General features: G+C 66.1%; 28 protein-coding genes. 7 read left to right on the forward strand and 21 right to left on the reverse strand.

The features are described 5' to 3' along the window. Nucleotides 1-58 precede the first annotated feature (58 nt). Complete coding sequence (locus ACZ60G_RS07020) at nucleotides 59-1,669, reverse strand: MFS transporter (RefSeq protein ID WP_465807991.1); 1,611 nt, start codon at nucleotides 1,667-1,669, stop codon at nucleotides 59-61. Nucleotides 1,670-1,729: 60 nt separating this feature from the next. Continuing rightward, complete coding sequence (locus ACZ60G_RS07025) at nucleotides 1,730-2,434, reverse strand: hypothetical protein (protein WP_465807992.1); 705 nt, start codon at nucleotides 2,432-2,434, stop codon at nucleotides 1,730-1,732. Between the two features lie 176 nt (nucleotides 2,435-2,610). Between ACZ60G_RS07025 and ACZ60G_RS07030 the strand changes: the two genes are divergently transcribed. Both ACZ60G_RS07030 and ACZ60G_RS07035 read left to right on the forward strand, forming a co-directional pair. After that, the gene (locus ACZ60G_RS07030) at nucleotides 2,611-3,411 is read left to right on the forward strand and encodes an META domain-containing protein (protein ID WP_465807994.1); all 801 of its coding nucleotides are present in this window, start codon (nucleotides 2,611-2,613) and stop codon (nucleotides 3,409-3,411) included. Next, nucleotides 3,408-3,926 carry a hypothetical protein gene (locus ACZ60G_RS07035; RefSeq protein ID WP_465807996.1) on the forward strand — a complete coding sequence of 173 codons (519 nt, stop codon included), beginning with the start codon at nucleotides 3,408-3,410 and terminating at the stop codon, nucleotides 3,924-3,926. Before ACZ60G_RS07030 ends, ACZ60G_RS07035 begins: the two co-directional genes overlap by 4 nt. A 6-nt stretch (nucleotides 3,927-3,932) precedes the next feature. Here the strand turns inward: ACZ60G_RS07035 and ACZ60G_RS07040 are convergent, their stop codons facing one another. The 11 genes from ACZ60G_RS07040 to ACZ60G_RS07090 form a co-directional block, all read right to left on the reverse strand. Then, entirely contained in the window at nucleotides 3,933-4,163 is a 231-nt protein-coding gene (locus ACZ60G_RS07040; RefSeq protein WP_465807998.1) for a hypothetical protein, read from the reverse strand. A 21-nt stretch (nucleotides 4,164-4,184) separates the two neighbouring features. Beyond that, nucleotides 4,185-4,307 carry a hypothetical protein gene (locus ACZ60G_RS07045; RefSeq protein WP_465808000.1) on the reverse strand — a complete coding sequence of 41 codons (123 nt, stop codon included), beginning with the start codon at nucleotides 4,305-4,307 and terminating at the stop codon, nucleotides 4,185-4,187. After that, nucleotides 4,304-4,450 (reverse strand): hypothetical protein, encoded by a 147-nt coding sequence (locus ACZ60G_RS07050; RefSeq protein ID WP_465808002.1) that lies wholly within the window; start codon nucleotides 4,448-4,450, stop codon nucleotides 4,304-4,306. Before ACZ60G_RS07050 ends, ACZ60G_RS07045 begins: the two co-directional genes overlap by 4 nt. 153 nt (nucleotides 4,451-4,603) lie before the next feature. Next, nucleotides 4,604-5,389: a triose-phosphate isomerase gene (gene tpiA / locus ACZ60G_RS07055; protein WP_465808004.1), complete on the reverse strand. Its 786-nt coding sequence runs from the start codon at nucleotides 5,387-5,389 to the stop codon at nucleotides 4,604-4,606. Between the two features lie 3 nt (nucleotides 5,390-5,392). Then, nucleotides 5,393-6,607: a phosphoglycerate kinase gene (locus ACZ60G_RS07060; RefSeq protein ID WP_465808006.1), complete on the reverse strand. Its 1,215-nt coding sequence runs from the start codon at nucleotides 6,605-6,607 to the stop codon at nucleotides 5,393-5,395. Between the two features lie 5 nt (nucleotides 6,608-6,612). After that, entirely contained in the window at nucleotides 6,613-7,632 is a 1,020-nt protein-coding gene (gap, locus tag ACZ60G_RS07065; protein WP_465808008.1) for a type I glyceraldehyde-3-phosphate dehydrogenase, read from the reverse strand. 319 nt (nucleotides 7,633-7,951) lie between these two features. Continuing rightward, the gene (gene whiA, locus ACZ60G_RS07070) at nucleotides 7,952-8,935 is read right to left on the reverse strand and encodes a DNA-binding protein WhiA (RefSeq protein ID WP_040692075.1); all 984 of its coding nucleotides are present in this window, start codon (nucleotides 8,933-8,935) and stop codon (nucleotides 7,952-7,954) included. Further along, the gene (locus ACZ60G_RS07075; RefSeq protein ID WP_063043214.1) at nucleotides 8,926-9,972 is read right to left on the reverse strand and encodes a gluconeogenesis factor YvcK family protein; all 1,047 of its coding nucleotides are present in this window, start codon (nucleotides 9,970-9,972) and stop codon (nucleotides 8,926-8,928) included. The genes whiA and ACZ60G_RS07075 overlap by 10 nt, the downstream gene beginning before the upstream one ends. Further along, nucleotides 9,969-10,991: an RNase adapter RapZ gene (gene rapZ, locus ACZ60G_RS07080; protein WP_465808011.1), complete on the reverse strand. Its 1,023-nt coding sequence runs from the start codon at nucleotides 10,989-10,991 to the stop codon at nucleotides 9,969-9,971. Before rapZ ends, ACZ60G_RS07075 begins: the two co-directional genes overlap by 4 nt. Nucleotides 10,992-11,074: 83 nt before the next feature. Next, nucleotides 11,075-13,108, reverse strand: coding sequence for an excinuclease ABC subunit UvrC (gene uvrC / locus ACZ60G_RS07085; RefSeq protein ID WP_465808013.1), 2,034 nt, complete (start codon nucleotides 13,106-13,108; stop codon nucleotides 11,075-11,077). Nucleotides 13,109-13,155: 47 nt separating this feature from the next. Continuing rightward, nucleotides 13,156-14,001, reverse strand: coding sequence for a LysR family transcriptional regulator (locus ACZ60G_RS07090; protein ID WP_465808014.1), 846 nt, complete (start codon nucleotides 13,999-14,001; stop codon nucleotides 13,156-13,158). An 83-nt stretch (nucleotides 14,002-14,084) separates the two neighbouring features. Here ACZ60G_RS07090 and ACZ60G_RS07095 point away from each other — a divergent pair, with 83 nt between their 5' ends. Beyond that, nucleotides 14,085-15,089: a bile acid:sodium symporter family protein gene (locus tag ACZ60G_RS07095; protein ID WP_465808016.1), complete on the forward strand. Its 1,005-nt coding sequence runs from the start codon at nucleotides 14,085-14,087 to the stop codon at nucleotides 15,087-15,089. 10 nt (nucleotides 15,090-15,099) lie between these two features. Here the strand turns inward: ACZ60G_RS07095 and ACZ60G_RS07100 are convergent, their stop codons facing one another. Then, complete coding sequence (locus ACZ60G_RS07100; protein WP_465808018.1) at nucleotides 15,100-15,537, reverse strand: hypothetical protein; 438 nt, start codon at nucleotides 15,535-15,537, stop codon at nucleotides 15,100-15,102. A gap of 118 nt (nucleotides 15,538-15,655) precedes the next feature. Beyond that, complete coding sequence (locus tag ACZ60G_RS07105; protein ID WP_465808020.1) at nucleotides 15,656-16,339, reverse strand: HAD family hydrolase; 684 nt, start codon at nucleotides 16,337-16,339, stop codon at nucleotides 15,656-15,658. 208 nt (nucleotides 16,340-16,547) lie between these two features. Here ACZ60G_RS07105 and ACZ60G_RS07110 point away from each other — a divergent pair, with 208 nt between their 5' ends. Then, a complete protein-coding gene (locus ACZ60G_RS07110; RefSeq protein ID WP_465808022.1) occupies nucleotides 16,548-18,500 on the forward strand; it encodes a gamma-glutamyltransferase family protein in 1,953 nt (650 codons plus the stop codon). A 12-nt stretch (nucleotides 18,501-18,512) separates the two neighbouring features. On the opposite strand, the gene ACZ60G_RS07115 is transcribed toward ACZ60G_RS07110, so the two are convergent. The 5 genes from ACZ60G_RS07115 to ACZ60G_RS07135 form a co-directional block, all read right to left on the reverse strand. Next, complete coding sequence (locus tag ACZ60G_RS07115; RefSeq protein ID WP_465808024.1) at nucleotides 18,513-18,638, reverse strand: hypothetical protein; 126 nt, start codon at nucleotides 18,636-18,638, stop codon at nucleotides 18,513-18,515. A 51-nt stretch (nucleotides 18,639-18,689) separates the two neighbouring features. Continuing rightward, nucleotides 18,690-19,190, reverse strand: a complete 501-nt coding sequence (locus ACZ60G_RS07120) for a PH domain-containing protein (RefSeq protein ID WP_465808026.1) — start codon at nucleotides 19,188-19,190, stop codon at nucleotides 18,690-18,692. 3 nt (nucleotides 19,191-19,193) lie between these two features. Continuing rightward, nucleotides 19,194-19,667 carry a 6,7-dimethyl-8-ribityllumazine synthase gene (gene ribH / locus ACZ60G_RS07125; RefSeq protein ID WP_063043207.1) on the reverse strand — a complete coding sequence of 158 codons (474 nt, stop codon included), beginning with the start codon at nucleotides 19,665-19,667 and terminating at the stop codon, nucleotides 19,194-19,196. Nucleotides 19,668-19,778: 111 nt separating this feature from the next. Further along, nucleotides 19,779-21,023, reverse strand: a complete 1,245-nt coding sequence (locus ACZ60G_RS07130) for a bifunctional 3,4-dihydroxy-2-butanone-4-phosphate synthase/GTP cyclohydrolase II (protein WP_465808028.1) — start codon at nucleotides 21,021-21,023, stop codon at nucleotides 19,779-19,781. Between the two features lie 77 nt (nucleotides 21,024-21,100). Beyond that, a complete protein-coding gene (locus ACZ60G_RS07135; protein ID WP_465808030.1) occupies nucleotides 21,101-21,724 on the reverse strand; it encodes a riboflavin synthase in 624 nt (207 codons plus the stop codon). A gap of 577 nt (nucleotides 21,725-22,301) precedes the next feature. On the opposite strand from ACZ60G_RS07135, the gene ACZ60G_RS07140 reads away from it, so the two are divergent. Next, nucleotides 22,302-22,772, forward strand: a complete 471-nt coding sequence (locus ACZ60G_RS07140) for a hypothetical protein (RefSeq protein WP_465808032.1) — start codon at nucleotides 22,302-22,304, stop codon at nucleotides 22,770-22,772. Between the two features lie 12 nt (nucleotides 22,773-22,784). Here ACZ60G_RS07140 and rpe read toward each other — a convergent pair whose 3' ends face one another. Next, nucleotides 22,785-23,441, reverse strand: a complete 657-nt coding sequence (rpe, locus tag ACZ60G_RS07145) for a ribulose-phosphate 3-epimerase (RefSeq protein WP_465808385.1) — start codon at nucleotides 23,439-23,441, stop codon at nucleotides 22,785-22,787. Between the two features lie 96 nt (nucleotides 23,442-23,537). Between rpe and ACZ60G_RS07150 the strand changes: the two genes are divergently transcribed. Both ACZ60G_RS07150 and ACZ60G_RS07155 read left to right on the forward strand, forming a co-directional pair. Next, complete coding sequence (locus ACZ60G_RS07150; RefSeq protein WP_040692115.1) at nucleotides 23,538-23,960, forward strand: ATP-binding protein; 423 nt, start codon at nucleotides 23,538-23,540, stop codon at nucleotides 23,958-23,960. A 53-nt stretch (nucleotides 23,961-24,013) separates the two neighbouring features. Further along, complete coding sequence (locus ACZ60G_RS07155; RefSeq protein WP_465808387.1) at nucleotides 24,014-24,817, forward strand: RNA polymerase sigma factor SigF; 804 nt, start codon at nucleotides 24,014-24,016, stop codon at nucleotides 24,815-24,817. The last annotated feature ends 6 nt before the right edge of the window (nucleotides 24,818-24,823 follow it).

Here is a 24,823-nt window from a genome sequence, read left to right on the forward strand (position 1 = left end):
GCCGGACAGTCTATGGGTGCGGGTCGGTACCCGCATAATCACCCCGGCTCGACACGACCTACGGTGTGTCTACCGCAACCAGGTGCGTGGCGGTGTCCTGGCCGATCATGAACTCCGCGACGGCCCGTTCGCGCAGTTGGTCCTGAGCGGTCAGCCGCACCTGATGCTGGTGCATATGCTCCGACCAGGAGCGCACCACGAAGGCCTCGACATAGCGATCGATCACCCCGACGTCGCGGTACAGCCGCCATTCCATCGCGCCGGTGCGCTGCATGGACCGGCCGACGAACACCATCGCGGCCAGGAATTCGTCGATCTTCTCCGGCGGGACATCGTAGGTGCGCAACACCAGCACCGGCCCGTCCTCGGGATCCGGTTCGACCACGAGCTGCGGTTCCGGCCAGAAGACGCTCGGGCTCAGATCCACCTCCTCCGCGTTGTGGCGGATCGGCAGCCAGACCGAACTCAGCGCGGAACCTGCCAACAGCACCGCCGCCGCCAGCAGTGCGGCCACCGGACCCACCGCGCCGGCGACCAGACCCCACACCAGCGAACCGAGCGCCTGACCGCCCATGAACACCAGCATGTACACCGACAACCCGCGCGCCCGCACCCATGCGGGCAGCAGCAATTGCATGGTCGAGTTCATCGTCGACATCGCGAGCAGCCAGGCGAATCCGGCCCCGACCAGCAGCACCAGCACCACCGGCACGCTGTGCAGCACCGCCGCACCCGCCGAGGCGATGCCGAACAGGATCGCTGCCGCGGTCAAGCGCTGCGTGGGTGTCAGCAGGGCACGGACCTGCCCCAAGCCGACCGCACCCGTCACCGCGCCGAGCCCGAGCGCGCCGAGCAGCAGGCCGTAGCCCGATGAGGACAAGCCGAGTTCGTCGCGGGCGATCACCGGAAGCAGCGCCCACACCGCGCTCGCCGGCGCGATGAACAGAATCGAGCGCAGCAGCACCCGCCGGATCGCGGGCGCGGCGCGAATGAACCGGGTGCCCGCCTGCAGCGCCGCCAGCGGACGTTCACTGGGCAGCTTCCGTTCCTTCGCCGGTCTTCGCCAGCTGAGCAGCACCGCCACGATGCCGACGAACGACACCGCGTTCAGCGCGAACACCAGCGTCGGCCCGGACACGGAGACCAGTACGCCCGCGATGGCGGGCCCGACCGCGCGCCCGATATTGATATTCATACTGCCCAGCGCCGCGGCGGACGGGATCTGTTCGCGCGCAACGAGTTCCGGCTGAATCGCCTGCCAAGAGGGCGCCGTCAACGCCTGCCCGCATCCGAGCAGGAACAGCAACGTCAACAGCACGCCCGGAGTGGTGTGCCCGGTCGCCGTCGACACCGCGAGCACCGCCGCCAACACCGCCATCGCCGACTGCGCCCCGACCAGCAACCTGCGCCGATCCAACAGATCCGCCAACACCCCCGACGGAATCGACAACAGCATCACCGGCAATGTCGTCGCCGTCTGCACGAATGCCACCAACGTCGCGGCATTGGGCGCATCGACCAGAATCCACTGCGCCCCAACGGTTTGCATCCAGGTACCCAGGTTCGAGACCAGCTGCGCGATCCAGAGCGCCCGATAGATTCGCGACCGTAACGGCGCCCAGGTGGATAAAGGTGTCGTCGCATCAGCAGTGGTCACTGGCCCGAGCATAGCTACGGGTCGAACTACGTGCCGTTCGCCATTGGTGCGGATCTGATGACTACGACCTCGTCACGCGCGACCGAGCGGCAGCCTACGCCACGGGCGCAGTGCCAGCGTCGCCACACCGACGACGAGGAGAAACATGCCGGTTCCCAACACTGCACCGAAGTGGTTGCCCCGCTGCCGATTGTCCACCGCTGACCCCGCGGTCGGCGTGTCGGATGTTTGCGCGACAGCTGCTTGTGTGGTGGTCGTCGTGATCGGCTTGGTGGTCATCGGGATCGGCTTGGTGGTCGTGGAGGCGGTCGTGCCGGAGCGAGGGGCGATCGTGATCTGCCGGACCGCAGATGCCTCGCCACAGGCCGCGCTGATCGTCTGCGGGCCGGTTGCGGCCTGATTGGACACGGCAATGGAAGTGGCGAACGTCCCCTGGGTGACCGACGCGTTCTGCGGCGAACCGGACCAGCTCGGGGTAAGCCGAACCACAGTACACGGCCAGTAGGTGCCGTTCACTGCGATCTGTGTGCCGCGTTCCGCGCGGGTTGGCGCGACGTCGAAAGTGGGATCGGAACGCGGGCAAGTCTCCCCCACCGCCGTGCGAGCCGTAGTGCACGGTCCCGCCTGTCCTGCGGTTGTCGAAGATGTGGTCGGCGAAGATGTCGTCGGCGCAGGTGTGGTTGTCGTAGGCGCCGACACCGCCATCGGTACCGTCACCGCGCCGAGCACACCCGCCGCGGCCACCGCGACAAGAAACGCTCGCGCCTCACTTCTCATAACCGCCTCTCCGAAACGCGGATCGCCGCGCATCGATCCTTGCCCCGGAACCAAGTCTGCGCCCAGCCCCGACACACCGGCATGAGTAACCCACTACCTGTTTCGACGGTCGCACCCGCCGCAGCGACCAGCTGAATTGCACGGTTTCCAGCGGCAACGCCCGTACCATCGGCTACATGTCGGCTACAACGGTGCGCGTCGGGATTCTTCTGGCTATGGCGGCCGCTCTGATAGCCGGATGTTCGGGGGACGATGAGAAGGAGAACCAACCGGCAAGGTCGCCGATGGGGCGCACATTTGTCTCGATCGGGGTCGAGGGGCAGCAGATTCCGGGCGGCGGACCGATGACGCTCGCCTTTACCGATGGCAAGATCTCGGCGAACTCCGGCTGCAATACGGCCGATGGCACGGTGGATCTGACCGATGGGATCCTGCATGTCGGCACGCTCTCGAGCACCCTGGTGGCCTGTCCGGATGAACGGAGCCAGGCCGATAGCTGGCAGGACAAGGTGCTGACGTCGCTGCCCAAATGGCGGGTCGAGGATTCGACACTGACGCTGACCGGAAAGGAAACAACGGTCACGTTGCTGGACAAGAAGGTCGCCCAGCCCGACAAACCGCTCATCGGCACGACATGGATCGTCTCCGCCCTGATGACGCCCGATGCGCAGATCCGTTCCCAGACGCTGGACGATGTGAAGCCGACGCTCACCATCACGGCGGACGGTGGGATCGCCGGAAGCGCCGGATGCAATCGCATGACCGGCCACGCGACCGCATCGCCCACCGCCAACGGTCCGGACGTCACGTTCCAGATCGGCACCACGAGGATGGCGTGCGCGCCGGAGATCATGGAGGTCGAGCAGGCGGTGCTGAAGGCCCTCGATGGCAAGACAACAGCGACCATCGACGCGGACACGCTGATCCTGCGCAATACCAACGGCTTCGGCCTGACCCTGCGCGCGGCACAGCCGTGAACCAAAACGCCTCCCGCACACCGGATCTCCGCCACCCGGACCGCAAACGCACCTGGCATACCGAGATCGGCCCGTGGCCAGATCTTCCATCCGCCCACATCGAGAAGCTGCCCGCGCCGCCGTCCCCGGTAACCCTCGTCCGCTACGCCGAGCTCTACACCGCCGCGGGCCGCATCCGCCGCACCGAACACGGCGGCTTGGATATGGATACCGTCGCCGCGCTACTCGCTGCGCGCGACGAATTCCTGCACACCACCTTCACTTTGGGCTTCATCGACCCCGACGGCGCACTCCTGGCCGAATGCTCGGTCGGCATTTCCGGTACCACTGCCAGGCTGTACATCGTGCACGCCACCAAGCAGCCCGCCGAACTCGCCCACCTCCTGCGCGGCACCCTGTACCGGTTACATGTGCATTATCCGGGCGTGCGGACTGCGGAGATCTCGATGGACCCGCACGACGAGCCACTCGAGCTGGCACTCACCGCCAGCGGTTTCATCGTGAATCACCTCTGATCCCAACTACTTCCGCGTCAGGATCACCCGGTCCGCAATCCGCTCCGCCTCCCCGGGCGGGGCGAAGTAGAGCTCCATGGTCACCCGATCGGCCGACTCCAGCTCGAGCACCGTCCGCATCGGAATCGTCTTGCCGACGAATTGCGGACCGAGCACACCCGGATCGGTGAACTCCCCCGCCACCTCGATGTCGGCGGCGCTGCCGCTGGCCTTGGCGCCCTTGTAGGTCATCATCATCGGCGTCACGCTGTCCACCGTCTACCATTCGTAGCGGTCGTCGGTCGGCGAATAGCCGAGCGTGCCGAGCCGGTAGTACGGCTTGCCGCCGAAGGTCCCCTCGGCCTCCTCCTGCATGAAGTTGTTGCCCGTCTTGCCGATCATCCAATCCAATGCCAGCGCGAGGTGATATCGCTCTTGATCGGATTGTCCGCGGTACCACCCGCATCGTCGGAGCATCCGGCCCCGAACGCGGTGAACGCCATGAGCGCAACCGTCACGAGTGCGCGCGCCTTCGTTGATCTCACGTGAAAGTCCTTGTCGGCCTACGGATCAGAGACTCGAACAGCATCGCATCCCCGGGCGCCGGTATGCCTCGCCCCGAGCGGGAAGGCCCGACGCAAATCAGCCCGGCAACACGCGCTCGAGCGTGCTACCGGGCTGATTCGAACGTTCACCCGTCAGGGCAGCGGACCACCCGCGGCAATCGCGGACAGCGTGGCGAATTCGTCGCCCTTGAGCGACGCACCGCCGACAAGCGCGCCGTCGATATCGGTCTGCGCCACCAACTCGCCGACGTTCTTGGCATTCACCGAACCGCCGTAGAGCACCCGCACACCCGCCGCGACCTCGGGCGAGGCCAGTTCGACGAGCTCCGCGCGAATCGCACCGCAGACTTCCTGCGCGTCGGCGGGGGTGGCGACCTTACCGGTGCCGATGGCCCAGACCGGCTCGTAGGCGATGACGATCTTCGAAATCTCTTCGGCCGTCAGACCTTTGAGCGAACCACGCAACTGCTCGAGGTTGTACTCGACATGGGTCTTCGCCTCGCGGACATTGAGACCCTCGCCGATGCACACGATCGGGGTGATCCCGTACTTCAGCGCCTGCTTGGCCTTGGCCAGCACGGTGGCGTCGTCCTCGGAGTGGTACTGCCGCCGTTCCGAATGGCCGACGACCGCGAAGGTGCAGCCGAGCTTCGCCAGCATGGCAGCGCTGATCTCGCCGGTGTACGCGCCCTCATCGTGCGTCGAAACATCCTGCGCACCATAGGTGAGCAGCAGCTTGTCACCCTCGACGAGGGTCTGCACGCTGCGGATGTCGGTGAACGGCGGAATCACCGCGACGTCGACCTTGGCGAAGTACTTCTCCGGCAGCGCGAAGGCGATCTTCTGCACCAGGGCGATGGCCTCGAGGTGGTTGAGGTTCATCTTCCAGTTGCCCGCGATGAGCGGTTTGCGTGCCATGGTTCAGTCCTCCAGTACCGCGATACCGGGCAGTTCCTTGCCCTCGAGGTATTCCAGGGATGCCCCGCCACCGGTGGAGATGTGCGAGAAACCGTCCTCGGGCAGGCCGAGCGCGCGCACGGCCGCGGCCGAATCGCCTCCGCCGACAACGGTGAAGGCACCCTTGCCTGTCGCGGTCACGATCGCCTCGGCAACACCCCGGGTACCCGCGGCGAAGTTCTCGAACTCGAACACGCCCATCGGGCCGTTCCAGAACACCGTCTTCGCCTCGGTGAGCAGTGCTGCGAACCGGTCCACCGACTCGGGACCGATATCGAGGCCGAGCCAGCCGTCCGGAATCTCGTTGGCGGGCACCACCTTCGAGTCCGCGTCGGCCGCGAACTTATTCGCGACGACGATATCGCGCGGCAGATGGATGACGTCCCCGTAGCGCTCCAGCAGCCCCTTACAGGTCTCGATCATCTCCTCCTGCAGCAGCGAGGCGCCGACTGAAAGGCCCTGTGCGGCAAGGAAGGTGAAGCACATGCCGCCGCCGATAACCAGGGTGTCGACCTTGGGGGCGAGTGCCTCGATGACGGCCAGCTTGTCGGAGACCTTGGAACCGCCGAGCACAACCGCGTACGGGCGCTCCGAGTTCTCGGTCAGCTTCGCCAGCACCTCGACCTCGGCGGCGACCAGCGTGCCCGCGTAATGCGGCAGCAGCTTCGCCACGTCGTAGACCGAGGCCTGCTTGCGGTGCACCACACCGAAGCCGTCGGAGACGAACGCGCCGTCATCGCCGACCAGTTCGACCAGCGCCGCCGCCAGCTTGGTCCGCTCGGCATCGTCCTTGCTGGTTTCGCGCGCATCGAAGCGCACATTCTCCAGCAGCAGCACATCGCCGTCGGTGAGGCCCTCCGAGCGCGACAGCGCGTCGTAGCCGACGACGTCACCGGCCAACTGGACATTGCGGCCGAGCAGCTCGGCCAGCTTCACCGCGACCGGAGCGAGGGAGAATTTCGGATCCGGCTCGCCCTTCGGACGGCCCAGATGCGCCGTGACGACGACCTTGGCGCCGGCCTCGACCAGCGCACGCAGCGTCGGCACCGAGGCGATGATGCGGCCCGGGTCGGTGATCTCGCCGTTCCCGTCGAGGGGGACGTTCAGGTCGGAGCGCACGAGTACGCCCCGGCCCTCGACACCCTCGTTCAGCAGATCCTGAAGTGTTTTGACTGCCATGCGCGTCAGAGCGACTTGCCGACGAGGCCGATGAGGTCGGCCAGGCGGTTGGAGTAGCCCCACTCGTTGTCGTACCAGCCGACGACCTTCACCTGGTCATCGATGGTCTTGATCAGCGGCGCGTCGTAGATGCACGAGTGCGGGTCGGTGACGATGTCGCTGGACACGATCGGGTCCACGTTGTACTTCAGGATGCCCTTCAGCGCACCTTCGGCGGCGGCCTTGTAGGCGGCGTTGATGTCATCGATCGAGGCCGACTTGCTCAGGGTCACGGTGAGGTCGGTGACCGAGCCCGTCGGGACCGGGACGCGCAGCGCGTAGCCGTCGAGTTTGCCGTTGAGCTCCGGGAGCACCAGGCCGATGGCCTTCGCGGCGCCGGTGCCGGTAGGCACGATGTTCAGCGCGGCGGCGCGGGCGCGACGCAGGTCGGCGTGCGGGCCGTCCTGCAGGTTCTGGTCCTGGGTGTAGGCGTGGATGGTGGTCATCAGACCACGCTCGATGCCGAAGCTGTCGTTGAGCACCTTCGCCAGCGGACCGAGGCAGTTGGTGGTGCACGACGCGTTGGAGATGATGTTCTGGCTGCCGTCGTACTTGTCGTCGTTGACGCCCATGACGACGGTCAGGTCCTCGCCCTTGGCAGGCGCGGAGATGATGACCTTCTTGGCGCCCGCGGCGATGTGACCCTTCGCCTTGGTCGCGTCGGTGAAGATGCCGGTGGATTCGACGACCACGTCGACGCCGAGGTCACCCCACGGCAGCGCGGACGGGCCCTCCTTGATGGCCAGCGCCTTGATCCGCTGGTCGCCGACCACGATGGTGTCGTCACCGTCCAGCGACACCTCCTGCGGCAACCGGCCCAGGATCGAGTCGTACTTGAGCAGAGTGGCCAGCGTCGCGTTGTCGGTGAGGTCGTTGACCGCGACGATCTCGATGTCGGTGGTGCCGAGCGCCTTCTGCGCCTCCACCGCCCGGAAGAAGTTACGTCCGATACGGCCGAAGCCGTTGATGCCTACCCGGACAGTCACGTTATCGCTCCTCAGCTTTCAAGCGGATTCATTCCGATGCCATAGACCACAGTAGTGCCCGACCGTAGCCTCTCCGACACGCACCTGACATTCCTGAGAACGCGGGACCTGCGCAGACGCCCGCGGATGTGGTTTCGGTGCACAAATCCGCCGTCCGTGTCCTTGTCTCGGCTCACCATGGAATCCAGTGCCCCACTGCGGCCACCTGCATTCCGAGCGGGCCGGCAGGCGCTGCCACGGCGGGCTTCGGACCGTAAGCCGGGTGGACAAGCCCGGCCTCGGAAAAGCGAATCGCCGCCCCGTGGGGCGGCGATTCGGCTCACGCTTCGTCGAGCAGTTCGGCGGTGACGGCCGATTCGGTATCGGGTACGCCCAACTCCTTGGCCCGGCGGTCCGCCATCGACAGCAGCCGCCGAATCCGGCCTGCCACAGCGTCTTTGGTCATCGGCGGATCGGCGAGCTGGCCCAGCTCCTCCAGGGACGCCTGGCGGTGCTGCACTCGCAGCTTGCCCGCCGCGGCCAAATGGTCGGGCACCTCATCGCCCAGAATCTCCAGTGCGCGTTCGACTCTCGCGGCCGCGGCGACCGCGGCACGGGCCGATCGGCGCAGGTTGGCGTCGTCGAAATTGGCCAGACGGTTCGCGGTAGCACGCACCTCGCGACGCAGCCTGCGCTCTTCCCAGACGATCCGGGTGTCCTGCGCGCCCATCCGGGTCAGCAGTGCGCCGATGGCCTCGCCGTCGCGCACCACGACCCGATCGGTGCCGCGCACCTCACGCGCCTTCGCGGTGATGCCGAGCCGCCGCGCCGCGCCGACGAGTGCCAGCGCGGCCTCCGGACCGGGGCAGCTGACTTCGAGCGCCGAGGAGCGACCAGGTTCGGTGAGCGAGCCGTGCGCGAGAAACGCTCCGCGCCAAGCGGCTTCGGCATCGCCGATGCTGCCGCCGACCACCTGTGCGGGCAGACCGCGCACCGGACGGCCGCGCACATCGAGCAGACCGGTCTGTCTGGCCAGCGCCTCGCCCTCCTTGGACACCCGTACCACATAGCGCGAGGTCTTGCGCAGACCGCCCGCGCCGAGCACGTGCACATCGGAGCCGTAGCCGTACAGCTCGAAGATCTCACGCCGTAGCCGACGCGCGATGGAACCCATATCCACCTCGGCCTCGACGATCACCCGCCCGCCGACGATGTGCAGGCCGCCCGCAAACCGCAGCAGCGCAGACAATTCCGCTTTGCGAGAACTCACCTGCGAGACCGTGAGCCTGCTCAGCTCGTCCTTCACTTCGGCTGTCATCGCCACGAGACGCGCTCCTTTCCACCCAACCCGGAACGCACATCCTGACCCATGTGCCGTCCCTCGACTCGAAGCCCTGCCATATGTGGCCGAGGTTGCCGGATCAGCTGATCCAGTGCGGCGGCAAGCTTTCCGGGGTGATGCCGGTCGGTTCCCGCTTCGGCGACATCGGAGAAGGTTACTCGCGCCCGCAATTGTTCGGCAGCCCTGGCCACATGTTCTCTTTCGCGACCCTCAGGCACCGACCCGGAATCGACCAGTACCTCGTCGACCACGAATTCCGGTGCGTGCTGGGACAATACATGTAGATGGCGTTCCGCGGAGAAACCCGCCGTTTCTCCGGGCTCCGCGGCCAGATTCAGCACCAAGACCTTGCGTGCTCTGGTATAGACCAGCGCGTCACGCAATTCGGGCACCAGCACATGCGGAATTACGCTGGTGAACCAGGAACCTGGGCCCAGCACAACGACATCGGCGTGTTCGATGGCCGAGGTTGCCTCCGGACTGGCAGGCGGATCGGACGGAATCAGCCGCACCCGCCGCACCTTGCCAGGTGTCGTCGCGATGGCGACCTGGCCGCGGATGCAGCGGCTCACCCGCGGATCCGCTTCCAGCCCAGAAACATCCGCCTCGATATCGAGGGCGATGGGCGACATCGGCAGCACCCGGCCGGTGATTCGCAACATCTTGGCGACCTCGTCGAGCGCGGCGACCGGATCGCCGAGCACCTCGGTCAGTCCCGCGAGGATCAGATTGCCGACCGAATGTCCGGCCAGCGCGCCGGTGCCACCGAAGCGGTGCTGTACGGTGCGCGTCCACACATCGTCGCCGTCCGCGGCGAGCGCGGCCAGGGCCATGCGCAGATCGCCGGGCGGCGGCACACCGAGTTCGGCGCGCAGTCGGCCCGATGATCCGCCGTCGTCGGCGACGGTCACCACCGCGCTGATCTTTCTGGTCAGCCGCCGCACCGCGGTGAGCGTCGCATACAGCCCGTGCCCGCCACCGAGTGCAACTATGGCGGGATCCGATTCCCACCCCGTCATTCGCGCCCCAGATCCCGATGCACGACCCGCACGACATCGGCCGGGCCGGATTTCTCTCCCTGCAGTGAATCGAACACCGCCGAGCCGATCAGTTCGCCGAGCGCCTCGGCTATCGCCACGCTGCGGTGTTTACCTCCGGTGCAGCCCACTGCCACCGTCATGTATCGCTTCCCCTCTTGGCGGTAACCATTCGTCGTCAGGTCGACCAGATGGTGGCAGGTGCTCAAGTAATCAGCCGCGCCGGGACGCGACAATACATACTCGCTGACCACTGTCTCCTGTCCCGAATGTTCCCGAAGTTCCGGTATCCAATGCGGATTGGGTAGAAAACGCACATCCAACACCATGTCCGCATCGAGTGGAACCCCGTACTTGAATCCGAACGACTGCACCGTCAACTGCAGTGCGGTGGGCGCGCCGCCGCCGTAGGCCTCTTCCAGCTTGCGGTGCAACTGGTGGATCGAGAGTTCGGTCGTGTCGATCACCAGGTCGGCCGCCGTTTTCACGGCGGAGAGGCGGATCCGTTCGGCTGCGATGCCCGCCGAGAGCGTACCGTCAGCGCTTTCGCTCTGCAGCGGGTGGCGTCGGCGCGCGAAGCCGAAGCGCCGGATCAGCACGTCATCGGAGGCCTCCAGGAACAGGATCCTGGTCGGCACGCCCGCGGACCGCAGCTGATCGGTGACGGCCGAGAGATCGCCGGTGAAGAAACGGCTGCGCACATCCATGACCAGCGCGAGCCTGCGAATCGGCGGTTCGGCGGAGGCGCCGAGTTCGACCATCCGCCCGATCAGCTCGGGTGGCAGATTATCGGTGACATACCAGCCCAGATCCTCGAGTACACGAGCCGCGGTACCGCGACCCGCGCCGGATAGGCCGGTCACGATGACCACCTCGACCTTTGGCTGCCCTGGGTTGCCGTCGCCGCGTTCGACAGGTGCGCCGAGGGTGCCCGCGGGGCCGGTCCGCCCAGCGGTCGACCGCGGGCTGCCCGCACTGTTGTTCGATTCGACGCGTGTCATGTCCTACCGGATCTGTGTCAGGGTGCGTGTCGATCATCCCGCACCGGTTCCGGTATCGGGCGCAGACACACAACGTAGGTGTCTTATTCCTCCCGCAAAGCGGCCAAAACGGCCCTCGCGGTCGCCACACCGATGCCGGGCACCTCGGTGATCTGCTCGACCGTGGCCTCCTTCAGTTTGGCAACCGACCCGAAATGGGTGACGAGCGCGGTCCGGCGGGACTCGCCGAGGCCGCGCACCGAGTCCAGTGCGGAGGCGGTCATCCGGCGGGAGCGTTTGCTGCGGTGGAAGGTGATGGCGAAGCGGTGCGCCTCGTCGCGCACCCGTTGCAGCAGATACAGCGACTCACTGTTGCGCGGCATGATCACCGGATCGCTCTCCCCCGGCACCCACACCTCCTCCAGCCGTTTGGCCAGGCCGATCACCGCGACATCGGTGATGCCGAGTTCGTCGAGGACCTCCGCGGCGGCCGCGACCTGGGGCGCGCCGCCGTCGACCACATAGAGATTGGGCGGGTAGGCGAATTTGCGCGGGCGGCCGGTGCGTGGGTCGATGCCGGGGCGTGAAGTCAGTGCGAGGTCGTCGGCGGCGTGTCCGTTCTCCTGGCCGGAGGTCAGTTCCTCGGCCGCCAGCTCGTCGCGTTCGCGGCGCAGACGATAGAACCGCCGTCTGGTCACCTCCGCGATGCTGCCGACATCGTCGGAGCGGCCCTCGCCCGCGGCCTCTTTGATCGTGTAGTGGCGATACTCGGACTTGCGCGGCAGGCCGTCCTCGAACACCACCAGCGACGCCACCACATCGGTGCCCTGCACGTGGCTGATATCCACACACTCGATTCGTAGCGGCGCGCTGTCGAGATCGAGGGCATCTTGAATGTCTTGCAGTGCAGCGGATCTCGAGGTCAGATCGCCGGCGCGCTTGAGTTTGTGCTGGGCCAGCGCCTCCATCGCATTGCGCTGCACGGTTTCGGCGAGCGCCTTCTTGTCACCGCGCTGCGGCACCCGTAGCCGCACCGCCGAGCCGCGCAGTTTGCTCAGCCATTCCTCCACCTGTTCGGCATCAGCGGGCAGTTCCGGCACCAGCACCTCGCGCGGCACCGCGGTGGCCGGTTGTTCGGCCTCGCCCTGCTCGCCCTCGCCCTGTTCTGCCTGTGCTGCCTGCTCGCCGTAGAACTGGGTGAGGAACTGCTCGACCAGTGCGGCGACTTCGCCACCGGCCTCCTGGCCGTCGATGGCGTCGCCCGATTTGTCGACCACCCAGCCGCGCTGACCACGCACCCGGCCGTCGCGGACGTGGAAGATCTGGACCGCCACCTCGAGCTCATCGATGGCGAAGGCGACCACATCGGCGTCGGTGCCGGTGCCGAGGACGACGGCCTGCTTCTCCAGTGCCCGGCGCAGCGCTTGGACGTCGTCGCGCAGCCGGGCGGCGGTTTCGAAGTCCAGGTCCTCGGCGGCGTCGTGCATCCGGCGCTCCAAGTCGCGCACCATCCGATCGGTGCGTCCGGCCAGGAAGTCGCAGAAGTCCTCGACGATCCGGCGATGCTCGTCGGCATCGACGCGGCCGATGCACGGGGCCGAGCATTTGTCGATATAGCCGAGCAGGCACGGCCGCCCGATCTGGTTGTGCCGCTTGAAGACTCCGTTGGAGCAGGTGCGCGCGGGGAAGACCCGCAGCAGCAGATCCAAGGTCTCCCGAATGGCCCAGGCGTGCGCGTACGGCCCGAAGTACCGCACCCCCTTCTTGCGCGCGCCGCGATAGACGAACAGCCGCGGGTACTCCTCGTTCAAGGTGACCGCCAGCACCGGATAGGACTTGTCGTCCCGGTACCGCACGTTGAATCGCGGATCGAACTCCTTGATCCAGTTGTATTCCAGTTGAAGGGCTTCCACCTCGGTGGAGACCACGGTCCATTCGACGCCTGCCGCCGTCGTGACCATCTGCTTGGTCCGCGGATGCAGCGACGCCACATCGGCGAAGTACGAATTCAACCTGCTGCGCAGGCTCTTCGCCTTGCCGACATAGATCACACGCCCGTGCGCGTCCCGGAATTTGTAGACACCGGGTTCAACGGGAATCGTGCCCGGCTTCGGCCGGTAGGTCGCGGGATCTGCCACGAATCCAAGCCTATCGACCGGCTCCGACACATCCGCACGGGCGCGGCTCAGCCGAAGCGGCGGGCACTGGCGACGATCGCGTCGCACAGCGCCTGCTCCGGCGCGGACAGGGTCGTACGCCGCCGGATCAGCACGAATTCGAGGTCGCCGAGCACCGGAAGCCGCGGGTCGGCGAGCACGCGCAGACCGTCCGGGATCAGGGTTTCGGCATGCACGATGACGCCGAGACCGGCGAGGACCGCAGCGCGCAAGCCGAGCTGGCTGTCGCTCGTACAGGTCACGCGCCAGGTGCGGGCGTCGCGTTCGAGCGCCTGCAATGCGATGCGGCGGGTGAGGCTGGGCGGCGGATAGGTCACCAGCGGGACCGGATCGTCGAATTCCGTTGTGACCGAACGGCCCGCCCACACCAGGCGGTCGCGCCAGAGCAGTTCGCCGTGCCGTTCACCGGGCAGGCGTTTGCCGACGACCAGGTCGAGTTCACCGGTCTCCATGCGGGTTTTGAGGTTTTCACTCAGGCCGACGGTGAGTTCCAGGTCGACCCCCGGATGGGTGCGCTGGAATTCCAGGAGTACGTCGGGGAGTTCGCGGGCCATCACATCATCGGAAGCGCCCAGCCGGATCAGGCCGGTGAGGGTGGAGTCGGAGAAGTAGCGCTCGGCCTGGCCCTGCGCGTCGAGGATGGTCCGGGCGAAGCCGACCATGGCCGCACCGTCGGCGGTCAGCGCGAGATTGCGGGTATCGCGGCGGAACAATTCGCGACCCGCGGCCTTCTCCAATCGGGCGATGTGGCCGCTGATGGTGGACTGGCGCAGGCCGAGGATGCGACCGGCGGCGGTGAATCCGCCCGCGCGCTCGACGGCAAGGAAGGTGCGTAGCAGTTCGGGTTCGAACACACCCCCAATTATCACTATTTGCGTTTACAGATATCGTTCTGAACGCCTTTCGCGTTCAATTGGCCGAGTCGTACGGTCGACCGGTGAAGTTCCTCGCCAAACTCCGGATCGATGCGTTCATGCTCGGCATCCTGGCCAGCGTCGCGGTGGCCGCGCTGTTGCCCGCGCGGGGCGTCGCGGCCGATGCGCTCGACTGGATAACCAAGATCGCGATCGGTGTGCTGTTCCTGCTCTATGGCGCCCGGCTCGAGCCTCGTGAGGCGCTCGCCGGGTTGCGGCATTGGCGGTTGCATTCGACGGTGCTGGCGGTGACGTATCTGATCTTCCCGCTGATCGGGCTGGCGTTGCATGTGCTGGTGCCATCGGTGCTGACCGACGATCTCTACACCGGCGTGCTGTTCCTGTGTCTGGTGCCGTCGACCGTGCAGTCATCGATCGCCTTCACCTCGATTGCCCGCGGGAATGTGGCGGGCGCGGTGGTCAGTGCCTCGCTGTCGAATCTGATCGGCGTCTTCGCGACCCCGTTACTGGTCATGCTGCTGATGGACACCACCGGCAATGCGACCGTCTCCCCTACCGCGATCCTCGCGATCGTCGTTCAGTTGCTGCTGCCGTTCCTGGCGGGCCAGCTCTTGCGCCCCAGGATGACCTGGCTGCTGCGGCATGCCACGGTGACCAAGGCCGTCGATCGTGGCTCGGTCTACCTCGTCGTCTATGCCGCCTTCAGCGCGGGCATGGTGGAACACATCTGGAGCGGCATCTCGCCGCGGGCGCTTCTGGCGATCGTCGCGGTTTGCGCAGGCATTCTCGCGGTAGTCCTGACGATTACCACCGTCGGCAGTCGCCTCCTCGGCTTCGCCCGCCCCGATCAGATCGTCACCGTATTCTGCGGTTCGAAGAAGAGCTTGGCCACCGGTCTCCCTATGGCCTCGGTCCTGTTCGCGGGACATCAGGTCGGTTTGATCGTGTTGCCGCTCATGGTCTTCCACCAGATCCAGCTATTGACCTGCACCGTGCTCGCTCAGCGCTACACGCGATCAGCACAGTCCGATCTCCCGACAGCCGAGCCATCCGTACAACCCGCCTGATCCGAGCTGTTCACCACTCGGCGTCGGCGACCCGGTTGTCGAACCACGCCTTGGCTTCCGGTCGCGAAAGCTGGTACAGGATCGTCGCCGACGCGCCCAGCGTGAAGAAGACGACGACCAGCCGGGCCGAGTCCGGGACAGCCTCGACGTGAATCCGCAGTACCGCGACGGACTGCAGCATGACCGAAACGATCGCGACGCGACGCACCCGCGGCCCACGGCCGAGGACCAGGACCGCGAGACCGAGCACCCAACTGCAGCCGAATTGCAGTGCCGCGGAGCCGGCCGCCTCGTCCCCGGCGATCAGACCCATCACAACCGGATATGCGAGGCCGAAGCCCGCAAGTCCCAATGCGGCCTCTCTGGCCTCGCGGACCGATTCGGGCAGGTCGACCGGCCGCGCCGTCCGCACGACCGACGATTCGAAATATGCCTCGGCATCATCCATGGCCACTCCCCGTCGAGCTTGCGCACCGCGATGTGGTGGGCGTCACAGCAAGCTAATTCAGTTCGAGGACATCGACATTCAGGACCAGCAGAGTGTGTCGCAGATCACATACTGGGCGCTAGGCCAGTTCGTGCCGCCGCAATACCTCGAGCAGACCTTCGGCACGCTCCACCGTCGGCAATGGATCGACCAGCGCGAAACCGCAGCCCGCCGCGACCGCGCCGCCATCGGCCTCGGCACTGTCGCCGACCATGAGCGCCGACTCGGGACGCACACCGAGCTGTTCCACCGCGGCCAGGAAGATCCGCGGATCCGGCTTCACCGCACCGACTTCGAACGACAGCGTGTGCGCGGCGACGAGCCGATCCCAACCGTTGGCGGCGAACGCCGGACGGATATCGAAGGCGATATTGCTGACGACGGCGACCGGGATGCCCTGTGCCGCCAAGGTTTTCAGCACGGCACCGGTGTCCGGATACGGCGTCCACGCGAGCGGGTCGAGCATCCAGTCGTAGAGTCGCGCGACCAGCGCCGGTGTCGGTACCCCGGCTTGTCGCATCACCTCGCGGTAGGCCGTGCGATGCATGGCCGGATCCAGATCTCGCCGCTCCCATGCGAGCCGCCCCTCGGCGTCGAAGACCGCACCGTCACCGACCGGCCTCGTCATCCGATCCAGGATCGCGTCCTGCTGCGACCGGTCCAGGGGTTTGCCATCGGCCCCGGCCATATCGGCCCAGGTTTCATCGGGTTCCAGCCGGAACAGCGTGCCGGAGAAGTCGAAGAGAACTGCCTCGATCGCCACTGGGACAGCCTACCGATGACGACGGTTGTCATTGGGGGCGAGCGGAATTGGCCTCAGCGCCTATTCCTCCGCGATTTCACTGAAATCGCGTCCGAATGGGCGCTCAATGCAATTGCCCGCTAACCATTTTCGCTGAACTTACCAGTACTGGGAGCCCACAGCGCCGGATTTGCCGCGACGCTCGGCGATCGGCGATACAGTGCCGTCCATGAGTGGCACGCGAAGAACCTGGGTCAGCGCCGCGGCGGCGCTCACGCTCATCGTCGGCGTTGTCAGCGGATGTTCATCCGACGACACACCGGCGAACGCGGCGTGTAGTGCGACGCCGAACGGGACCCCGGTGGTCGCGACCTCAGCGGGTGCGGCTCCAGGCGCGACCAAGGATCTGAGCACCAATCCCGAGATCGCGACCGGCTACCGGTCCGATATGACGGCGGTGCGCACCAAGACCTACGCAGTGTCGACGGCCAACCCGGTCTCCACCAGAGCCGCCTGCGAGGTGCTGAGCAACGGCGGCACGGCCGCGGATGCACTCATCGCGGCGCAGATGGTGCTCGGGTTGGTGGAGCCGCAGGCCTCCGGCATCGGCGGTGGCTCGTTCATGCTCTATTACGACGCGGCCAGCAAGAGCGTCGAAGCATACGACGGTCGGGAGATCGCCCCCGGGGCGGCGACCGAGAACTATCTGCGCTGGGTCAGCGATACCGATCGCACCGAGCCGAAGCCGAGTGCCCGTGCGAGTGGACGCTCGATCGGCGTGCCAGGCGTCTTGCGCATGCTGGAACTGGCGCATCGCGACCACGGCAAGACCGCTTGGCGGGACCTGTTCGATCCGGCCATCGGACTGGCCGATCGCGGCTTCCCGATCAGTCCGCGCCTGGCCGGTCAGATCGCCGAATCCGCCAAGGATCTCGCGGTGGACGAGTCCGCGAAGGCCTACTTCCTCAATCCGGACGGCACCCCGAAACGGGCCGACACCGTACTGACCAACCCGGCAATGTCGAAGACGTTGAACGCCATTGCCACCGACGGCGCGAATGCGTTCTACACCGGCGCTGTCGCCCACGACATCGTCGATGCGGCCGGATCCACCGCTGGCGGGCGAACCCCGAGCCTCATCACCGCCAACGACCTCGCCGGATATCAGGCCAAGAAGCGGACCGCGCTCTGCACGACCTACCGCACGCACGAGATCTGCGGTATGCCGAGCCCGTCCTCGGGCGGCATCACTGTCGCGGCCACCCTCGGCATTCTGGAGAACTTCGATCTGTCCGCGCTGAAGCCGGACAATATCGACCGCAACGGCGGCAAGCCGAAGGCCGAAGCGGTGCATCTGATCTCGGAGGCCGAGCGGCTCGCCTATGCCGACCGGAACAAGTACGTCGCCGATACGGATTTCATTCCGCTGCCGGGTAATTCACCGCAGACCCTGCTGAACAGGGACTATCTGAAGCAGCGCGCCGGTCTCATCGATCCCGGCCACAGCATGGGCACCGCGCAGCCGGGCGATTTCGGCCCGGTGCCACTCGGTGTCGGTCCGCAGCCGCCCGAGCACGGCACCAGCCATATCTCGGTCGTCGATAAGTACGGCAATGCCGCCTCGATGACCACCACGGTCGAATCGGCCTTCGGGTCATTCCATCTCGTCGACGGATTCGTGCTGAACAACCAGCTCACCGACTTCTCCGCCGATCCGCTCGGCACCGACGGCGCCCCCGTCGCCAATCGTGTGCAGCCAGGTAAGCGGCCCCGCAGCTCGATGAGCCCGACCCTGGTCTTCGACCACAATGCCGACGGCTCACGTGGCGATCTGACCCAGGTCGCCGGCTCTCCCGGCGGTTCGGTGATCATCCAGTTCGTTGTGAAAGCCCTTGTCGGCGTGCTGGATTGGGGCCTGGACCCGCAGCAGGCGGTCTCCGCGGTCGCGTTCGGCGCCGGAAACAGTCCGGCGACCGGCGTTGGCGGCGAACATCCCGCCATCAACGCGACCGACAACGGCGATCACGACCCACTGGTCCTACGCCTGCGCGAACTCGGCCACCAGGTCTCGGTCGCTCCCCAATCCAGCGGCCTCAGCGCACTGCAACGCGACGGTGCCGAAGGCTGGATCGGCGGCGCGGATCCCAGACGCGAAGGCGCCGTCCTCGGCGACACCCGCTGACCTGCGGTTGCTCTATCCGGTCTGCGGCATCGGATAGAGCACCCGGCCGTCGTCGAGCGCCAGCTCGCCCTGCATGAATCCCAGAACAGCGGTAACACATTTCGACGGCGAAACGCATTTCGGCCGGAAGGAGGTCATGAGCGGATCATCAGCGAATGCCTCGGCGACACGCTGACATCCGGCTGCCGACTACTCCTCGGCGGTGGTGTATTTCGCACCGAGTGCGCGCAGCTTGTCCAAGGCCTCGACGGCGCGTTGCTTATCGTTGGAGCGGATTGCCATGAGGGGGACGTAGTCGTCGTCGACGAGCTCGAGGCGGGCCCAGGACTTTCGGTCCGGGAAGGAGACGCCGCGAATGTATTCCCAGGGGAATTCGGTGTCCCCCAGGATGTTCCGCACCGAGATGCCGCGCTTGCCGACACGGACGCGCGGCCGGGTCAGCAGGAGTACCGCCGCCGCACCGAGCACGCCGATACCGATCATCGCGAATTGGTCCGCGAGGCGGAAGTTCACACCGGTCGAACCGTGGCGCAACAGGATGCCGCCCGCAGTGAAACCAGCGACGAGCAGCACCGCCACGGTCCATGCGGTCCGCACCGCGCGATGCGGCCGCACCTCGAGCTCCCACTCGCCGGAGCCCGATTCGGCAGCCGCTGCCGGGCCTCTACGCCAGATGCGAACGACCGGCATGGTCTACGGCCGCAGCGCGCGCAGCGTCAGCGCGGCATCGAGCGCTGCCGCAGCGGCCTGTTCGCCCTTGTTCTCGGCGGAGCCCGGCAATCCGGCCCTGTCCAGCGCCTCCGCCTCGTTATTGGTGGTCAGTACACCGTTGGCCACGGGCGTACCCGCATCGAGCGACACCCGCGTAAGACCGGCGGTCACCGCATCACAGACGTATTCGAAATGCGGTGTGCCACCGCGGATCACCACACCGAGCGCGACCACCGCGTCATGTGAGCGGGCCAATTCCTGAGCGACCACCGGAAGTTCCATCGCACCCGCGCACCGGACCACGGTGATGTGCTCGACGCCCGCATCCTTGGCCACCTGCTCGGCATTCGCGACCAGCGTGTCGCAGATCTGGGTGTGCCAGCGCGAGGCGACGATGCCGAGCTTCAGATCCTTGGCATCCGACAGCTCGAAGCTGGGTACGCCAGTGCCACTCATGCCTGCGCCTCGCTGGCGCTCAACTCCGGCATGCGCGAAGCACGCTGTGACATGGTTCGCTCGCTGCGCTCGCTCATCGGTGTCCTTTCCAGGCTGCGTCGAGGTGAGAAATCACTGGGCGGTCTCGCCGAGATCGAGTTCGTCCAGCCCGATCAGGTCGTGACCCATCCGGTCCCGCTTGGTGCGCAGGTACCGCAGGTTCTCGGCGTTGGCGCGCAACGGCATCGGCACCCGCTCGGTGATCTTCAGCCCGTACCCGTCCAGTCCGACGCGCTTGGCCGGATTGTTGGTGAGCAGGCGCATCGACCGAATCCCGAGATCCACCAGGATCTGTGCGCCGGTGCCGTAGTCGCGTGCGTCGGCGGGCAGACCGAGCTCCAAATTCGCGTCGACGGTGTCGTGCCCCGAATCCTGCAGCTGGTAGGCCTGCAACTTGTGCATCAGCCCGATGCCGCGACCCTCGTGTCCGCGCATGTAGAGCACGACACCGCGGCCCTCCTGGGCCACCATCTCCAGTGCGGCGTCCAGCTGCGGACCGCAGTCGCAGCGCAGCGAACCGAAGACGTCACCGGTGAGGCATTCGGAATGCACCCGCACCAGCACATCGTCGCCGTCATCGATATCGCCGCGGACCAGCGCGACATGTTCGACATCGTCGTAAATGCTCTGATAGCCGACGGCCTTGAATTCGCCGTGCGCTGTGGGGATCCTGGCCTCGGCGACCCGAATGACCTGCTTCTCGTGCTTGCGCCGCCAGGCGATCATTTCCGCGATGGAGATCAGCGCCAAGTTGTGCTCGTCGGCGAAGACGCGCAGTTCCTCGGTGCGGGCCATATGGCCCTCGTCCTTCTGGCTGACGATCTCGCAGATGACACCGGCCGGCTGCAATCCGGCCATCCGCGACAGATCGACCGCGGCCTCGGTGTGCCCGGGACGGCGCAGCACGCCGCCCTCCTTGGCGCGCAACGGAACCACGTGACCTGGCCGGGTCAGATCGTCGGCCTTGGCGTTCGGATCGGCGAGTAGTCGCATGGTGGTGGCACGGTCGGCGCCGGAGATACCGGTGGTGATGCCCTCCCTGGCATCGACCGAAACGGTGTAGGCGGTGCCGTGCTTGTCCTGGTTCTGCGCGTACATCGGCGGCAGGCCGAGCCGATCGCAGTCCTCACCCGTGAGCGGCACACAGATATAACCCGAGGTGTAGCGAATCATGAAGGCGACCAGCTCGGGGGTCGCCTTTTCCGCCGCGAAGATGAGGTCGCCCTCGTTCTCGCGGTCCTCGTCGTCGACGACGACAACCGCCTTACCGGCAGCGATATCGGCGACTGCGCGCTCGATGGTGTCGAACCTGGTCACGTCTGTTGTGCTCCATCTCGAAATAGGTGCCCCCATACAGTACGGCGTCGATCGCGAGTCGCCGCCGCCCGGCCGGATCAGCCGCGCTGCTGGAGGCGTTCGACGTATTTGGCGATGACATCGACTTCCAGGTTCACCTTGGTGCCGACGGCGGCAGCACCGAGGTTCGTCATGGACAGGGTGGTCGGGATCAGCGAGACCTCGAACCAGTCGCGGTTTCCGTCCGCGGCGGGCACGTCGGCGATGCCGAGACCCGAGACGGTCAGTGAGATGCCGTCGACGGTGATCGACCCCTTCTCCACTACATAGCGGGCGATCGCATCGGGCAGCGAGATCCGCACGACCTCCCAGTTCTCCGAGGGCGTGCGCGCGAGCACGGTGCCGGTGCCGTCGACGTGGCCCTGCACCAGATGGCCGCCGAGCCTGCTGTTCAGCGCGGCCGCGCGCTCGAGATTCACCCGCGAACCCGTGCCGAGTCCGCCGATGCTGGAGCGGTTCAGCGTCTCCTTCATCACGTCCACGGTGAACGAATCGCCGTCGACCACGTCGACAACGGTCAGACAGACGCCATTGACGGCGATCGAATCACCGTGTCCGGCATCGGAAGTGACCAGCTTGCCCCGGATCGTCAGCCGAGCGGCATCGGCCAGCTCTTCGGTGGCGACGATCTCGCCGAGTTCCTCGACGATGCCTGTGAACATGCCTTGACTCCCTGTCGCGTCGTTTCTACGGTTGCCGAACAGCCGGGATCCGGCGACTATTCCCGCCGGTACGCCGATCTCACCTCAGCCTAACGACGCCGGGTCGTAGACGACATCGCGGTTCCAACCAGCGGTCGGTCGATACCGCGGTTCGGCAAGTCCCCCGGGAAGCGGACCGCAGGGCAGCGCGAGCGGCACCGAACCAGCGGCAGTTATTTTTCGAAGCGAAATAGTACGCATCCGTGCGGAAATATCGTCGTTTCTCCGGCGACGACAATTATTTATTCCTATTTCCGGAACCACACGAATGGATTTTATCTGTGGCGCATAGTGTCGAACGGTTCTTAATACCCAGCGGAGACACGATTACACCAAAACCTTGCGCGGGGCCGAAAACGGTCGCAAGATTGTTATGTTGTTGATTCCTATCGTTCAACTTCGACCCGAGCAGTGCAGTGCGGAACGGTTCAACCCGGTCCGACGCGGTCCGGCGAGTTCGACCCAGGGAAATCCACCACTCGAGGAAGCCAGAGACAGCAGTGGGTCAAATCAGGTTCGACACCAATGGGGGTGCTGCGTGACCACTCTTGTCGATTCGACGCTGGAAGTTCGCTGTGTGCAGTATCGGCGCGAATTCCATATGCCGGCATCGATCGACCCGACGTCACGCCGCATCCTGCTCCATATCGGCACCCATTACGGCGCTATAACGATGCCCGCAGAGCTGGGCGAACAGGTGCAGCAGCAGCTCACCCAGGCGCAGATCCCGGCACCGGTGGTGCACCATCCGCGAGCCAGGCGCTGGACCTTCATCACCGGCCCCACCCGGCCCGATACCCTCAGCGCGGCCATCTCCGCGGAGCTGTTCCGGCTCTACGCGACCGTCGCCTGCACCGGGAGCCAGGTCGTGCTGCCCTCACCGGATGACGAGCGAACCGGCTATCGCACTTGGATCCAGCCGCCGGAGAACGCGACGACCCTGCCACCGCTCGGCGCGGTGATCGAGGCGACGCGCGCCATCGGCAGCCGGAAAGTGCCTGCCCGCTAGGAGATTCGCGACCTAGGAGTTGCGCAGCGCCGCAGCCTGCTGCCGCAGCTTTTCCACGGCCGCACCCGGATCGGTGGTGTTGTAGACCGCGGATCCGGCGACGAAACAATCGATGCCCGCCTCCGCTGCGGCCTCGATCGTATCGGCATTGATGCCACCGTCGATTTCCACGATCAACCGCAGTTCGCCCGCGTCCACCAGTCGACGCACGATGCGCGCCTTTTCCAGCACATGCGTGATGAACGACTGGCCACCGAAGCCCGGCTCCACGCTCATCACCAGCAGTGTGTCGAAGTCGCGCAGGATTTCCAGATACGGCTCGATCGGCGTATTCGGCTTCACCGAAAGACCGGCCTTGGCGCCGGCCGCGCGAATATCGCGCGCGACCGCGATCGGATCGTCGGTCGCCTCGGCATGGAAGGTGACGTTGTACGCACCCGCCTCCGCGTAGGGCGGAGCCCAGCGCGCCGGATCGTCGATCATCAGATGGCAGTCGAGCGGAATATCGGTGGCCTTCAACAGGCTTTCGACCACCGGGAGTCCGAGAGTGAGATTCGGCACGAAGTGTGCGTCCATCACATCGACATGCAACCAATCCGCGCCATGCACTGCATTCGCCTCATCCGCGAGGCGTGCGAAGTCGGCGGAGAGGATGGACGGGGCGATCATCGGCGTGGTCGGGCGCGTAAACGTCGAAGAGGACACATCGCGGGAGCTTACCGGTACCTAGGGTTGCTCCGGCCGGGAGTGGGTAGCCTGCATAGGGTGATCAACATTTCGGCGGAACAGGGGCTCTACAGCACCCCGGTGGAGATTCGGGTGGCTGCGTCGGTGACGCAGCTGCCGATCGTGCGCGGGCTCGCCGAAACACTGGTGCTGCTCAGCGATTTCACCCTCGACGAGGTGGCCGACATCCGGCTGGCCGTGGACGAGGTGTGCTCGACGCTGATCGCGGTCGCAGCACCGGCGACCAGCCTGCACTGCCGGTTCACCGTGGGTGACACCGAATTGCTCGTCAAGGTCACCGGCCTCGCCGGGACGGAGGGGCTGCCGGATCAGCGCAGCTTCGGCTGGCATGTGCTGCGCACCCTCACAGATGAAGTACAAGCGACACAGGACCCATTCGACTCGGCCGCATCCGGATATCCGACGACGGTGGAGTTCCGTCGGGTCCGGGGGAAAGCGTAGTGGCGGACGAGAACACCGTGTCCGACGCCGCGCGAGACGACGAGGCCGAACCCGTGCTGACCGAAGAGGCCGCCGAGGAAGTCGAAACCCTCAAGGCGTCCGGCGCGGGGTACGACGATGTCGGCGCGCTTTTCGAGCAGCTCGCCGCCAGTACACCGGGTACCGCGCGGCATACCGCACTGCGTGCCGAGCTGATCGGCCGGTGCATTCCGCTCGCGGATCACATCGCCCGCAAATTCAGTGGGCGCGGTGAGCCGTTCGACGATCTCACGCAGGTGGCGCGGGTCGGTCTGGTGCACGCGGTGGACCGTTTCGATATTTCGCGCGGCTCGAACTTCCTGTCCTTCGCGGTGCCGACGATCATGGGTGAGGTGCGTCGCTATTTCCGCGACAACACCTGGGCCATGCGGGTACCGAGACGGGTGAAGGAGACCCATCTGCGCATCGGCGCGGCCATCGACGCGCTCTCGCAATCCCTCGGCCGCTCCCCGACCGCGAAAGAGATTGCGGCCGAACTCGATGTGGATCCCGACGAGGTGACCCAAGCCGTCATCGCGGGCAACGCCTATCAGCCGAGCTCCATCGATGCCGCCTCACTCGGGCGCGATACCGAGGCATCGCTGCTGGACACTCTCGGCGAGGAGGAATCTCAATTCGACCGGGTCGAGGAGTATGTCGCGATCCGTCCGCTGCTGGCCGGACTCCCGGAACGCGAACGCCGCATCCTCACCATGCGGTTCTTCGAATCGATGACGCAGACCCAGATCGCCCAGCGCATGGGTATCTCACAGATGCACGTCTCGCGCATTCTCGCGAAAACCCTTGCCCGCCTGCGCGAACAGTCGGCCCGCGACTGAGCAGAG

The sequence above is a fragment of the Nocardia sp. NPDC102475 genome (assembly GCF_055584605.1).

Excerpts from the sequence above, each read along its gene's own strand:
- ACZ60G_RS07030 (WP_465807994.1), top strand. The coding sequence starts at position 2,611 with ATGTCGGCTACAACGGTGCGCGTCGGGATTCTTCTGGCTATGGCGGCC.
- ACZ60G_RS07075 (WP_063043214.1), bottom strand. The coding sequence starts at position 9,972 with ATGACGGGGTGGGAATCGGATCCCGCCATAGTTGCACTCGGTGGCGGG.
- ribH (WP_063043207.1), bottom strand. The coding sequence starts at position 19,667 with ATGAGTGGCACTGGCGTACCCAGCTTCGAGCTGTCGGATGCCAAGGAT.
- ACZ60G_RS07100 (WP_465808018.1), bottom strand. The coding sequence starts at position 15,537 with ATGGATGATGCCGAGGCATATTTCGAATCGTCGGTCGTGCGGACGGCG.
- ACZ60G_RS07040 (WP_465807998.1), bottom strand. The coding sequence starts at position 4,163 with ATGATGATGACCTACAAGGGCGCCAAGGCCAGCGGCAGCGCCGCCGAC.
- ACZ60G_RS07020 (WP_465807991.1), bottom strand. The coding sequence starts at position 1,669 with ATGCTCGGGCCAGTGACCACTGCTGATGCGACGACACCTTTATCCACC.
- ACZ60G_RS07135 (WP_465808030.1), bottom strand. The coding sequence starts at position 21,724 with ATGTTCACAGGCATCGTCGAGGAACTCGGCGAGATCGTCGCCACCGAA.
- ACZ60G_RS07120 (WP_465808026.1), bottom strand. The coding sequence starts at position 19,190 with ATGCCGGTCGTTCGCATCTGGCGTAGAGGCCCGGCAGCGGCTGCCGAA.
- ACZ60G_RS07045 (WP_465808000.1), bottom strand. The coding sequence starts at position 4,307 with ATGATCGGCAAGACGGGCAACAACTTCATGCAGGAGGAGGCCGAGGGG.
- ACZ60G_RS07115 (WP_465808024.1), bottom strand. The coding sequence starts at position 18,638 with ATGACCTCCTTCCGGCCGAAATGCGTTTCGCCGTCGAAATGTGTTACC.
- ACZ60G_RS07060 (WP_465808006.1), bottom strand. The coding sequence starts at position 6,607 with ATGGCAGTCAAAACACTTCAGGATCTGCTGAACGAGGGTGTCGAGGGC.
- ACZ60G_RS07025 (WP_465807992.1), bottom strand. The coding sequence starts at position 2,434 with ATGAGAAGTGAGGCGCGAGCGTTTCTTGTCGCGGTGGCCGCGGCGGGT.
- ACZ60G_RS07110 (WP_465808022.1), top strand. The coding sequence starts at position 16,548 with ATGAGTGGCACGCGAAGAACCTGGGTCAGCGCCGCGGCGGCGCTCACG.
- rapZ (WP_465808011.1), bottom strand. The coding sequence starts at position 10,991 with ATGACACGCGTCGAATCGAACAACAGTGCGGGCAGCCCGCGGTCGACC.
- rpe (WP_465808385.1), bottom strand. The coding sequence starts at position 23,441 with ATGATCGCCCCGTCCATCCTCTCCGCCGACTTCGCACGCCTCGCGGAT.
- tpiA (WP_465808004.1), bottom strand. The coding sequence starts at position 5,389 with ATGGCACGCAAACCGCTCATCGCGGGCAACTGGAAGATGAACCTCAAC.